5 protein-coding genes are annotated in these 13,875 nt (G+C 42.4%); 3 read left to right on the top strand and 2 right to left on the bottom strand.

The window, feature by feature from the left end:
• Positions 1 to 75 precede the first annotated feature (75 nt).
• On the top strand, positions 76 to 2,607 hold the full coding sequence (mrcA, locus tag AACS90_RS09445) for a peptidoglycan glycosyltransferase/peptidoglycan DD-transpeptidase MrcA (RefSeq protein ID WP_099120439.1): 2,532 nt from the start codon (positions 76 to 78) through the stop codon (positions 2,605 to 2,607).
• Between the two features lie 111 nt (positions 2,608 to 2,718).
• Here the strand turns inward: mrcA and AACS90_RS09440 are convergent, their stop codons facing one another.
• On the bottom strand, positions 2,719 to 9,894 hold the full coding sequence (locus tag AACS90_RS09440; protein ID WP_099120438.1) for a Tc toxin subunit A-related protein: 7,176 nt from the start codon (positions 9,892 to 9,894) through the stop codon (positions 2,719 to 2,721).
• A gap of 451 nt (positions 9,895 to 10,345) precedes the next feature.
• Positions 10,346 to 10,897, bottom strand: coding sequence for an ADP compounds hydrolase NudE (gene nudE, locus AACS90_RS09435; RefSeq protein WP_099120437.1), 552 nt, complete (start codon positions 10,895 to 10,897; stop codon positions 10,346 to 10,348).
• 274 nt (positions 10,898 to 11,171) lie between these two features.
• Here nudE and AACS90_RS09430 point away from each other — a divergent pair, with 274 nt between their 5' ends.
• Both AACS90_RS09430 and hslR read left to right on the top strand, forming a co-directional pair.
• Positions 11,172 to 13,280: an IgaA/UmoB family intracellular growth attenuator gene (locus AACS90_RS09430; protein WP_099120436.1), complete on the top strand. Its 2,109-nt coding sequence runs from the start codon at positions 11,172 to 11,174 to the stop codon at positions 13,278 to 13,280.
• 113 nt (positions 13,281 to 13,393) lie between these two features.
• Entirely contained in the window at positions 13,394 to 13,813 is a 420-nt protein-coding gene (gene hslR, locus AACS90_RS09425) for a ribosome-associated heat shock protein Hsp15 (protein ID WP_099111038.1), read from the top strand.
• Positions 13,814 to 13,875 lie beyond the last annotated feature (62 nt).

The following is a 13,875-nucleotide window of genomic DNA, read 5'->3' as shown; positions in this document are numbered from 1 at the left end:
TCGTGTTGTATAGCCTTTATACTACGTACTAATCGTTTATAAACTGCCTCATTAACATGGCGTGAGAAATTTCAGGTGAAGTTCATAAAGTATTTTTTGATCCTTGTCGTTTTTTGCATTTTTCTGGGAACTGCCTCGATTTTTGGTTTGTACAAATATATCGAGCCACAGTTACCTGATGTCGCGACGTTAAAGGATGTCCGATTACAGATACCGATGCAGGTGTTCAGTGCTGATGGCGAACTCATCGCTCAATATGGCGAAAAACGCCGTATACCGCTTACCCTATCCGAAATGCCTCCGTTGTTGGTAAAAGCCTTTATTGCCACAGAGGATAGCCGTTTTTATGAACACCACGGTGTTGATCCGATAGGTATTATTCGTGCTGCTTCCATTATGATGACTTCGGGGCACGCTTCTCAGGGAGCGAGTACCATCACACAGCAGCTTGCGAGAAACTTTTTTCTTACCCCGGAAAAGACTTTGATTCGTAAGGCGAAAGAAGTATTTCTGGCGATTAGAATTGAGCAGATGTTAACCAAGGATGAAATTCTTGAGCTGTATCTTAATAAGATACATCTTGGTTATCGTGCGTATGGTGTCGGTGCTGCAGCGCATGTTTATTTCGGCAAAAACGTGAATGAGTTGACACTAAGTGAAATGGCGATGATTGCCGGATTGCCTAAAGCCCCTTCAACTTTAAACCCGCTGTATTCTTATGAGCGCGCGACTAATCGCCGTAATGTGGTGCTGGGGCGTATGCTGGAAGAGGGCTACATTACTCAGCAGCAGTATTATCAGGCCAGAAGTGAGAAATTAGTTGCCAGTTACCACACCCCGCAGATTGCGTTTTCTGCACCTTATCTGACTGAAATGGTCAGACAGGATCTGATAAACCGTTATGGTGAGAATGCGTATACGGATGGTTATAAGGTCTATACCACGGTGACACGCAAAATCCAGCTGGCTGCCGTCGATGCCGTTCGTACTAATGTGATTGACTATGATATGCGTCATGGCTATCGCGGTGCTCAGGATGTGTTATGGAAGCCAGGCCAGCTTTCATGGAACAAGTTTAAGATTATCGATAAGCTGAAAGCCTTACCGAAATATGGCCCTTTGTTGCCTGCGGTTGTCATGAAATCTAATGCTAATCAGGCTGAAGTGATGCTGACAGATGGCAGCAGAATTGAGCTGACTATGGCGGGAGTCCGCTGGGCACGTCAGTTCAAAACTGACAGCCTGCAAGGACCGGCACCACAGAGTGTGAATAGCGTCATTCGGGCTGGTGAGCAGATCTGGGTCAGAAAGGTCAATAACGTCTGGTGGCTGGCTCAATTGCCGGAAGTGAATGCGGCGTTGATCTCCATTAACCCAATAAATGGTGCGGTAGAAGCGTTGGTTGGAGGTTTCAATTTTGAATTAAGCCAATTTAACCGGGTGACTCAATCATTGCGTCAGGTTGGCTCCAATATCAAGCCATTCCTGTATACCGCTGCGATGGATAAAGGGCTGACGCTGGCATCATTGCTGAATGATGCACCTATCAGCCGTTGGGATGCTGGTGCAGGTACTGACTGGCGCCCGAAAAACTCGCCTCCGACCTATGATGGCCCGGTTCGTTTGCGTCAGGGACTGGGGCAGTCCAAGAACGTGGTGATGGTACGTGCTATGCGTGCGATGGGTGTCGATTATGCGGCTGACTATCTGAAACGCTTTGGCTTACCGGGAGAGAATGTTGTTCGTACAGAATCACTGGCGCTGGGCTCACCTTCTTTCACACCAATGCAGTTAGTACGCGGCTATGCAGTGATGGCGAACGGTGGCTATCTGGTTGATCCTTACTTCATTAACAAAATTGAAAATGATGAAGGAAAAGTTCTGTACGAAGCGAAACCTAAGGTTGCCTGCCCACAATGTACTGATATTCCGGTGATCTACGGGGATACAACACGCTCTATTGAGCTGTCTGAAGATTCGATTGAGAACGTAGCTCATTCCGATGTTTCCCAAAACCCAGTGTTACTACCACAGCCGGATCTGGAAAGTGTCGCGCCTAATCTGTACGTTGATGATCAGCAATATGCTCCGCATGTTATCAGCACGCCACTGGCATTTTTAATCCATGATGCCCTGAAAACCAACATCTTTGGTGAACCGGGCTGGATGGGAACGGGTTGGCGCGCCGCCCGCGATTTGAAACGTCGTGATATTGGCGGTAAAACCGGGACAACCAATAGCTCGAAAGATGCATGGTTCTCTGGTTATGGGCCGGATATGGTGGCAACAGTCTGGATTGGTTTTGATGAGCACAGCAGAAGTCTGGGACGTACTCCGGCTCTGAAAGGAGAAGGTGGAGCGAAAACGGCTCAGCCAATCTGGGATGACTTCATGAAAATGGCATTAGAAGGAGTGCCTGAAAAACTGATGGAGGCTCCTCAAGGCATTGTGTCTGTCACGATTGATCGGGCTACGGGTAAGCTCTCTAGCGGTGGAAAAAATACCCGTGCAGAATATTTTATTGAGGGCACTCAACCGACAGAATATTCCGTACCAGAAGCGGGTACGACTGTCATCGAGAATGGTGAAAGCCAAGAACTGTTCTGATCAGTTTTAGATGCCTGTATTGCAGGTATTAAACCGAGATAAAAAGGCTCTGTCAGTTTCCTGACGGAGCCTTTTGTTATAGGTTATTTATTAATTTTTATAGCATAACGGCTATTTATTCATTTTATCTTTCACAGCTTTTGCGAATGGTTTACCGCCATCCACAGCGGTGTAGTGAATATGAATATTGATATCTTTTAACCGCCACACAGGTACGAGCCCCGGATAATAAAATATGTTATCGATTACATCCTGATCAGGGAACTCAAGTGTCCAGGTGGAAATAGCGCCTGTACCTTCGAACGGCAGATAACGGTCATCATCAAACATCAGGGTATATAGCCAATTTTCTTTCGCCACACTGCCATCATCATCACTCAAAGAAGAAAGAGCGATTTGCTGTTGAGCGCGCAGATTATTAACCACATTTTTGCTGTTACCTGCTTTCCTGTTTGGATCATAGAGCCAATTAACTCCGTCCATATCCGGATGTGTTAAGGTAGAACTACTGGTCTGGGTCAGGATCGCACTAATCTCTGATGACAGGACAGAGCCAAGATTCAGAGTATCCAGAGAGATTGAAACGGAAATCCGTTTAATCTGACGCAGATAATGGCCGGGATAATTGTCATCAAACAGTTTTGAATTCAGGGTAAAGCTGATGGATTGTTTATTATCGATCTGTTTTCTTAACCCGCCGCTCGTCAGTAATGAACTGAGGGAGACCGTTTTCTTAATATTCAGACGGCGCTCATTGCGCTGTAGCCATGCGTTTTCCATTTGCAGCAGATCCAGCTGTAATGATTCCCCGGCCAGTAGCCCACGATAAGAGTCGTTCCATGCAGAGGTCTTGATAAAGCCTTGGCGCTTGTAATCTCCGACTTCATAGCGCCAGCTACTTTCTGCCATCAGGCACATGGAGAGAACTGCGTCATAAGCCGGAGCATACAGGGCAGCCAGACGCCCCATCAGCCATTGGTAGGTGGGAACGATCAAAAATCCGCTGGTCATAAATTCATATAGCTCACGGGCTGCGGATTGTTGAGCCTGAGCTTCCCGCAGAGCTGTATTAGCACTTTTGATGAGTAATTCCTGTTCTTGTAACTGACTCTCGATGATATTGATTTCACTTTGAGCCTGTTTATATTCAATTTCCCATTCTTGACGGCGACGTTCGTAGTCTGCGCTGTCCTGAAGCCTGTCAGCCGTAAGAGCTAATACACTGGAAATCAATTCAGAAATGATGGCTGCATTTTTAATCGGAGCGGCGTATTTTCCTCCACCAACAGCCAGACCAAAAATATTAGGAACAACTTCCAGTGCGGCACCAGCGGCATAAAAAGGAGATGCTGCTGCTTTGACTGCTTCTGCTGATGTTTTTATTGCCAGCGCGGATGTTTCCAGAGCAGAAAGATTTTCTTCATATAGATTGTGGTAATGTTCATGCCTTTCTTGCGCCATCTTTTTACTCTCTTCCAGAGTCGCTTTACCCAGTTTGGCAATCTGAACGGCTTCCTGTTGTAGTTCAATGGCAAAAGCAGATAATCTGAGAACGTGTGATTGTTCCAGCACTTTTTGCTCTATATTAATTTTGCTTTCAATCGCCTGAAATAATCGGTGTCCCATTTCAGTGAGTTGCTTCACGGCTTCACTAGCACGTCTTAGCATAATGGGGAAGCGATATGACGGGACTTGTTGCTGTAGATTGCTTGGTAAATTGTTGGCATACGCTGAGTTTCTTAGTGCTAGACTATTCGAATCTGCAATACTGGAATAAAGAGGTAAAGGCTGTATTTTTCCGTCCAGAGTCAAGCCGTGACGCAGGTTGTGGAGTCTATTTTCCAGTGTTTTTTGAGCGTTAATTAATTGGTTATTAAAGGGTGATTTAAATAAGCTATTAACGAGTGATATTTGGGGTTTAAAGGAAGTTTTAATCTCTTCAAGAGTCATCGGATGCCAGTGAGTTGCATCCAGACCTTCCGGTAATGTGCCAAGTAGTAATAGTGCTTGTTGATAACATAATCCTGCTTCGTTGAGGCTATCTCTTGTCAACTGCCGATACAGGTTATCCCCTTCTTGTATCCAGAGCCTGATTAGAAAGTGAAATAATGCTTTCTGGTAATAAATAGGCAGGCTATAAGCAATCGTATCAGGATCATAGTTTCTTATTTGAGGTAAATTACTGCCGGGTTCTATTATGGGACGAGAATTCCACATTCTGATAGTCCCATAAGGATTAAATAGATATTTGAGCAACCAATAACGGGCATCATAGAAGCGCTGTTCTTCACTAAGCCGCGATGAGACCAAAAAAGGCATATGAAAAAATAACTCCCAGAAATAGAGTCCGTTGGCTCCGTGAAAGTCAACTTTTACTGGAGGATGTGTATCATCCAGTTCAGGTTCAGATAAAGATTGAGTATCCCATGCCAGAACTCGATCGATGGATTGGGTGGCTCGAGCAACTAATTGTTTACCAAAGAGAGTATTTAAACGGATAGCATTAAAACTAAAGTTCAGACTCTGCATATCTAAATATTGAGCTTGTTTGTCAGTCCGGCGTAATGTAATTGAAGATACCTTATCGATATCTGTTACAGTTAATTGATATTCATTAGAAATTTCTCCTGTATGCAAAGTATAAATACCATTACCGTATGGGCTATACTTATCCGTTATTTGTACCTCTAGCGTGGAAGAGAATGTAAAATTATATTGCTCTTCTTCTGAAATAAGATCAAAGATAATTTCACCAGTGGATGCCTTACCATTTAGTTTGTTTTTTTTCTTAGTTAATTCTTTGTGATAAGGCTTATTAAGTTTTAGAGTTAATTCTGTTTCTGTGTTTCTCCATCTATTGCCGATTGAAATATTTATTCCTGATAAATAAGATTCTTTTTCAGTCAAAATAGATATTTTTTTGTCAATATTGTCACTCCATTGAGTGCTTTTTTGATATGTTGATTCATTTATCCATTTAAAGTTAACGCTTTTTGTTATTTTTTTGTTTGTCCACTCGCTAGATGATATCTTAAATAATTCAATTTGATTATATAGAATAGAGTACGTGTTCTCTGGTTCTTTTTCTCCCAGCCATTCAAAATTAAATGTTTTTATACTGTTATCACTTGCTGGAATTTGTACTTTAATGTGCATATCATTATTGTGAATTTCTGTGTTAACTTCTTTAGAGGGGAGTGATGACGTATTGTTTATATCAACTTTCACCCAATTCCTAGTGCCCATATCTATAGGGTTTTGTTTAATCAATGTATTAAAACCATTCAGAATGATTTTCGTTCCATCCTCGTTAAGTTTGGCTTTTAATAACAAGTTAGTATAGAGGTTATTTTCAGCAGGTTTTAATATGATAAATTTTTGCGTACCCGCATAATGGTGCTGTAATGTATCAGGATTCTTGAAGATTTTATGCCAAGTATTAATGAGGTTTATTTCACCATCTTCATCGAGAGTTTTTTTATCTACCAGTAGTAAATCGCGTAACTCAAGGTAGTAATCTGTATTTTTCTTCCAAATGCTGGTATCTGTTTTTGTTGAATCATATAACAAGACTCCCATCCACGGATCATCTTCACGCTGTACATCTACCATTGCAATCAATGCTGGTTTGTATTTTTCATCTTTCAGGTAAGGATTATCCTTATCAAGAATTCGCTTACCGTCTTTGGTCGGATATTCACCATTAGAGTCTGTACCATCCAGACGGAATAACATATTAGGTGCGCTCCATTCACCGTTGCTTTGCTTGAAGGTAAATTTCACATTGATGGCACGGTAATCCGTTGGTTTTTGATCAACTCCCATCAATGGAGTGGCTTCACGTTCAACCCAGATGGCATATTGACGACCAGAAATAACAATTGGCCGGATTGCCAGTAAGGTTCCTGATAGCGAAAGAGTGATTTTTTCCCATTCACGCCAAGCTAGTGGGCTAATGACGTTATTGCTGTCACGTAGGCTGATATCAAGTGATCGCCAGTAATATTCCACTGGTTCAGCATTATTTTTGCCAATAAAATGATAGCTATCACTCGCTGGATCTGTACCGTTGATATAACCACTAATTAATTGTAAGTTACTGATTCGTTCAAATTCTGTCAGGTAACGTAGGATAGCGGTTTGGATCATGTCGTTATTTAAACGAGACTGGCCTAAATCATTTTCCAAATCGGTAAATGCGCGGGTTTTACGTAGCCTACGGGCTGGGTCAATAAAGTTTTCCGGGAAGTTGTTTTGTCTCTGTAAAACTTGCCAGTGACTGTATTGGCTCAGATACCGATTCCAGTTTTCAACACGTTCATCTGAAATAGTTTGCACACCATAGCCTATTTCCATACAGGAAAAGAGACGGAACAAATAGCGTTGCAGACTGGCGATAGCGAAAGCTACCCGGCTGGTATCAACTTCTGCGGCTACCTGTATATCAGTCAGAAAATAGTTTGAAAGGTCTTCAATGGTGACGATATCTGACAATGAATCATCAGAAGGTGCCCAGCGTCGTAAAAGGTAATCTACCAGTGCATCACGCCAGAGTTCATTGAGTAAACCTTCCGGTTGGGATTGATCTTTGGGATTAATAGCGGCAAATAAAGCACTACTGACTTGATGCCAGTGATCATAACTGGATGTGGTGCTCAGTTTAGCCACATCTAATAATGGCTGAACTGACATTTCGCTTTTCTCTGCTAGTGCTTTTAGCCGCATCACGTTACTGATGCCGACAATGTTTTGTGCCACTTTCGGCGCAAAGTATTGTGTTACGCGAAGGATTTCTTTATCTGACCAGCCTATTAATTCAGCCAGATTTGCGGCTGCCTGCTCTGAGGTCCAGACGTTTGTAGCAGGTGGGTTCTGACCGATTTGGTTGGCCTGACGCAGATAATAAATAACATCGTCTTCTGTTTTATTCTCAGGTAATAAACTCAGCCAATCACTATAGCGGCTCAGGCGATGGAGGAAGGTCAGATCAAGGGCGCGGAGTTTGCCATCTTTTTGCAGTTTGAACCAATCCGGATGGTCAATCAGGGTTTCTATGCTTTTTTCTGTCAGTTTGAATATATTGCAAATCGCGGCGTAACGGTTGAGATCGTACCATGCAGCAACAGCTTTATCTTTGCGTTGTTGATCACCTAAATTGCGGGACAGTGCTATGGTATTACGCAGAAAATCAGCTTGTTTGTTGTTTGTCCAGCGTAATAGCGGTAGGGAAAGTGTATTATCAATGCCAAATACATGATTAACGGCGTTAATAATGAGATCTTGCTGAGCAATAAACGCATTGGTCAGTAACGTTACCAGATTTTGCGTCCAGATATCCCCCTGTTGTTTCCATGCGGCTTCCTGAGCCAGATCTTTGAGTATTTTATTCACTTCATTGAACAGGGCTTTTTCGCTCTCGCCGCTAGTTGAAATTACACTGTCTAGAATAATACCGAATTGTGTATCCACCAGTTTGGCGAGCGCAGTCATCCAAATGACGGATGTGTTTTTTGCCTGAAACCCCTGCATGGCAGAAGCGATTTTATCTTCACTCAGTAAGGCATCGTTTGCACTGGGAATAACGGATCTGATTTTTTTAATCCAATCAATATTTTCAATATCAGCAGAGGTATTGCTGCCGGACTGATAAGGCATCAGTAATAGGTTAAGGGACAAGGGAGATAGATTATGCTGCTTAATCCATTGCGTGGCATTCATGACAGCGATAAGTACATCGAGAATATCAATGGCTTTAGCGTCTTTAGCTAATATCGGAATACCTGCCAGTTGTTGCAGATAGTTCGGATTATCGCGGTTCAATAGCAACAATAGCCCCAGACCTTCTTTCACTGACATGCGCAATATGCGGGGTATGGCAACCAGACGATACAGGGCGGAAACAACATCCAGCGAACGTTTGGGCTTGCTCAGGTTCTGTGCCTGCATAACGAAAGAAAGTAATATCTGGCAGGTTGCATCATCAATATTCAACCCCCGGCATAACTGGTTGATAGTCAGTGCATCGATGCCTTCGGTCGCGGCGGGATCAAATTCTTTATCATCCAGAACCAGCACAAATGAAGAAGATGCCTGTTGTGACAATCCCGGCGCATTGAAAAGCTGATCAAAGAAAGAGAGTTTGTTCTCAAGAGAGTAGGGAGTTACTTGGCCGATAAAAGCGGCAAATTGCTCCGCGGTGACGTTATATTCCTGCTGAAAATGCAGAAATACTCCCAACGTGCGCAGAGTTGCTTCTGTTATTAAAAACTCAGTCTGTTTTTCTGCTTTACTGGCTGTTGCCAATAATAGATCTAGATCTTCATAGCTGAGTTTTAATGCTTTCTGGATATGAAGAAAACGCTGGATACGGTCAAAGTTATCGTTACTGGCTTCTTTAATCCGGATAACATCTTTTGCCGTGTCTTTATCTTTTGTTTTTTCCAGATAGAGAGCGGGGGCTTTACCTGCGTTGATATAGGAAGCGGCATAGTTGGCCCCGGAGGGAAATTGTTTATCCGCATTATCCGGTTTCGTGACGTTACCGGAGTAGGTGACGATACTGTGAGTCTTGGTTTCTTCGGCTATTCCGTTAACCGCAAGCAACGATTCCGCTTCCTGAGACGTCAGGCCGGTTTGTTGAGTGAATCTGGTAAGACGCTCCAGAGATCCTGCGGCTTTGGCTGTATCTCCTTTGATACCGTAATATTTTTCGAAGAAATCTTTCTGGCTGCTTTGTGATTTTTCCAGCAATAATGCCTGAAGTTTTGGTGCCAGTGTGCTGCTTATCATCATTGCTGTTTGCAGCGAGTCAGCACTCAGATTGTCATCGATAAAATTGGGATACTTGCTGTCTGCCCGTTGGATCAAATCCAGTAATGGGATCTCTTTTTTTGCTAATACGGTTGTCGTTTGCTTGAGCGGAAAGTGGAATGGCAACGAAAGCGGGTAATGAATATCAGCCAGAGAATGGGTCAAAGGCTGGTTATTATTGATATGAGTTTTGACTTTTTCGGCCAGAGCTTCAATGACGAGTGGTAACAGGCTACTGGTCTGATTGAGGTTAGTGCTATCGAGCAATAATTTTTCGATATCAGCCCGCCGTTGGCTGAGAAAACGGGCACTTTCTTTGTCTGCATCTTTTTCAAACATCTGAATCTGTTGGTACAGCTCAACCAGATAGGCTAACGGCCCGTCATTGGCTTCGGGTAAACCCGGAAAACAATAAAGATCCTGATTATCGTTAAAGAGTGTCTTATAACTAATCTGTGAATTTATATTATTTGCCATACATGATTACCTTTGAAATAGAAATTCGATTAAAAGAAAACAGCACTTCTATTCTTCGTAACACCTTTCTCATAACATTAAGTTATGTTTCTGGCGCTATTAAAACGGTTACACTATGGCCTGTTATTGTGAGCTATCCAGCCTAAAATATATTTCGGATCTGATCGTTTATTAAAAAGTTATTTTATTTCAATGGGATTTTTAAAATTGAGTTTATTAAATGAATCATAAAGGGATTGTCAGAGGAATATCGCGATTGCGGGTATTAATTTTTAAATAATAATAAATATGTTTATTTGTTATTTTTAATAAAGTGAATTCTTTTGTGTATGCTCAGTATAGTGAAAAAATAGGTATTAAAGATAGTTGTCTCCAATACCCCTTTTTCATAAAGTTATATTATTAATTTCAATTATTCAGATAAGCCATCAGCGCTGCTGTAAATGTAGTCTTAACATGCTTCATTCAGATATCGTTGTGCAAAAAATAAAGCGCTGACATTTCTGGCTTCGTTGAAATCGGGGTGTTCCAGTAGTGACATCATGTCTGCTATCGGCCAGCGGATCTGTACCAGTGGTTCCGGTTCATCTCCTTCCAGATCTTCGGGGTATAAATCCTGTGCAATCACGATATTCATTTTGCTGGAAAAATAAGAAGGCGCCATCGTCAATTTTTTCAACAACTCCAGTTTTCTGGCACCTAATCCCACCTCTTCCTTTAATTCACGATTAGCCGCTTCAAGAATACTTTCCCCTGCATCAATCGCGCCTTTAGGAAAACCCAATTCATATTGTTCAATACCGACGGCGTACTCACGTATCAGAAGTAAGTCATCACCAATTACCGGAATAATGAGAACCGCTTCATGATTGGCAGGTTTCATTCGTTCATAAATACGTCTGGCACCATTACTGAATTCAAGATCGACGGACTGGATGTTGAATAAACGAGAATGGGCAATATCATTTATATTCAATATTTTAGGCTTTTTCAGTTCAATCATGCTTGCCCCTGATGGTTGTTGCGTATTTAAACTTTGCTTTAATATGGCTGATTATGTTAGTAAATGATAGCGATTATCGCTTGTATGTATTTTTGTTATGGTCTTACTTTGCATAAAATGCTGTTTTTTGTGAATTGGTGTGAGAAAATTTATATAACATGTTGTAAATAAAATTAAAAATAGAAGTCGAGAATAGGAATAACCTGATTCTGCGGGTTTCTTTCGATTGTTATTTTGTCAGTTTCTTACCTGCTGTCATGGGCGTGGAGAACAAATGAGCTCACTGGTCATTATATTGGCTATTTTTATTATTAGCCTGACTATAATGGCTTCCTTTCTGACTTTCAGATGGAGGCGGTCTGATAACGCGCGTTATATGTCATTGAAGACTAACACAGTCAGTCGTAAGTTGAGTGCAGTCGAATTTCAGGTTATTGAATCTTATTTGAAAAATATCTTACCCCAGACGAAATTAGACAGAAGCTACGTATCCGGCTACCCGATATTTCCCATCAGGGATAATAACGTTTATACCATCAGCCATACTATCACCCGCTTTTCTGCTGTTTCCGGGGAAACGCAGCACTGGCGTTACTATCTCGATGAAACAGAAATCTATTTTCCAGCCTTGCTTGAACCTTTCGTTAATCAGCGAAATACAATCGATATTGTTGAAACTTCTTCAATTCCGCTGGTCATTGCGGTAAATGGTCACAGTCTGACAGACTATCAGCAAGACCTGCTGGTTACACCGAGTATCAAAAAAGCAGAGCACGCTTCAATTCAGAAAAACGGTAATTCGAATGCTAACCTGCTGTACCTGCGTAAAGAAACCCCGGAAGAGTATCGCCTGCGTCACTCAACAGGTATTCAGGAAGGTGTGCTGATGTGTGTTGGCTTATCGTTGTGGTTTCTGGCGCTTTTTGTTCCTTCTCCACTATTGCCGTGGCTGATGCTGGTTTCTGTGCTGTTTATTCTTGCCAGTTTCTGGCCGTTTTTCAGATTACCCTCTGCACGTAATTATTTGAATATAAGCTGCTTCAGCGGCATTCTGAAACGCTGGGGGGTATTCAGTGAATTTGAGCCGGAAAACAAGAAGAACATCTCTCTGGGAGGCGTTGATCTCATTTATCCTGTTCATTGGGAGCCGTATGTTGCGCATGAACTTGATAAAAATACTGATGTAGAAATGTACTCCAATGGCCATGTTGTCCGTCAGGGGCAGCATCTTTCATTGAATGAGGAGGAAAGGCTTTACCCTTATCAACGTTACCAGAAGAATCAGATGCTGGTGGTGTTTTCTATCTTAGCCATGCTTATACTGTATCTTTATCAGCCGGTTAGCCTATCGATGCGATTAAGTTTCGCGTGGCTGCATGGCAATAACACCACAGTCATTACTGATGCCGGTGAGTTATCGAATATACCACTGCGGGAAGGGGATGTACTGAGGGTTAAAGGTACGGGAATGTGTTACATGCCACCAAAATCAGGGACACTTTCTTCCCCGGATGATTTTTCTTTTTTACCGTTTGATTGCCTTGGTATCTATTGGAACAATGGCAGCTCATTACCTATTCCGGAATCGGAGATTATTAATAAAGCTTCGGCGTTACTGACAACAGTGAATGAGCAATTGCGTCCTATGGAGCATGCCCGGAAATATAATCCCGGCCTGAATGAAGTGATTACTAAATCGGGAATGATATTGCTCGACAATTTTCCTCAGATTATTTTGAAGACGAATGCGCTTTGCTTCAAGGAAGGCGATTGTAACCGGCTGAAAAATGCACTCGTCAATTTAAGTAATGCCAAAAGTTGGGATAATCTCCTAAGTCAGGCTGAAAAAGGGAAACTGAATGGAACTAAGGTTCTGCTACGTTCTGTCAGTGCGGATGCATTAGGAAAGTTAGTTGATTCCACTGCAGCTTCATTTGTCCAGCAGGAAACGGATAGATACAGTATTCTCCTGAACAGTCCTCCACCGGGGGGCGTTTTATTGATTAGTGATGAAAATCGTCCATTAGTTGAATATCCTATTTCATCGTTTGTTACTTATGATTCCAATGCATTGCAGCAATGGCATGAATTATTACGGCAGGCGGGAATGTTGACGCATGTACCATTTGAAACGAAAGGCATCGTCACGGCGTTATCGGAAGATGCAAATGGCACCCGCCATATAACGCTGCACAGTGAGCCTGATTCTATAACACTGATTCGTTATCTGGGTAGCTGCCTTTTTCTGGCGGTAATTATGGCGACGCTGATAGTCAATGGGATACTGGTTATCCAGAAAAAACAAAAAAACAGACAGCGTTTGCTGCGGATAAAACAGCACTACGATAGTTGCTTCAATGTGAAACAACCACCAATGAGTTAGCGATAACTCGGTGGGCTATGCTACCCTGAACCTGTTTTTTGTCATCTCCGATCAGGTATTGTTATTACACATTACCCGTTAATATTGAAACAGAACAATCAGAGAGAACAATCATGCCTAATTCAGACAACGATCAAGCTGTTCGCCTTGATAAGTGGCTGTGGGCAGCCCGTTTTTACAAAACCCGTTCCACTGCGCGTGACATGATTGATGGAGGAAAAGTCCATTATAATGGTCAGCGTGGAAAGCCGAGTAAACTGGTTGAGTTGAATGCTGTCATTAAACTGCGTCAGGGTAGTGATGAGAGAACAGTTACCGTTCTGGCCCTCAGCAGCCAAAGGCGTGGTGCTACAGAAGCCCAGCAGCTTTATCAGGAAACGGAAGAAAGCATTATTAAACGGGAAAAAATGGCGTTAGCCCGTAAAATGAATGCACTAACGATGCCACATCCTGATCGTCGCCCGGACAAGAAAGAGCGGCGTACACTGATTAAGTTCAAGAATACAAAATTAAATGAGTCGGGACATTCCTAACTAAATTCGAGTTGCTTCGCGTTGCCAGCAAAGCGGCGGCTTGAAAGATAAAGGGAATAACC

The sequence above is a fragment of the Xenorhabdus sp. KK7.4 genome (assembly GCF_963876465.1).
Classification (GTDB): Bacteria; Pseudomonadota; Gammaproteobacteria; order Enterobacterales; family Enterobacteriaceae; genus Xenorhabdus; species Xenorhabdus stockiae.
This window is presented reverse-complemented; position numbering and strand designations above follow the sequence as displayed.

Bases quoted from the DNA above. Each gene is read 5' to 3' on its own strand.
- AACS90_RS09440 (WP_099120438.1), bottom strand. From the start codon at position 9,894: ATGGCAAATAATATAAATTCACAGATTAGTTATAAGACACTCTTTAAC.
- AACS90_RS09430 (WP_099120436.1), top strand. From the start codon at position 11,172: ATGAGCTCACTGGTCATTATATTGGCTATTTTTATTATTAGCCTGACT.
- hslR (WP_099111038.1), top strand. From the start codon at position 13,394: ATGCCTAATTCAGACAACGATCAAGCTGTTCGCCTTGATAAGTGGCTG.
- nudE (WP_099120437.1), bottom strand. From the start codon at position 10,897: ATGATTGAACTGAAAAAGCCTAAAATATTGAATATAAATGATATTGCC.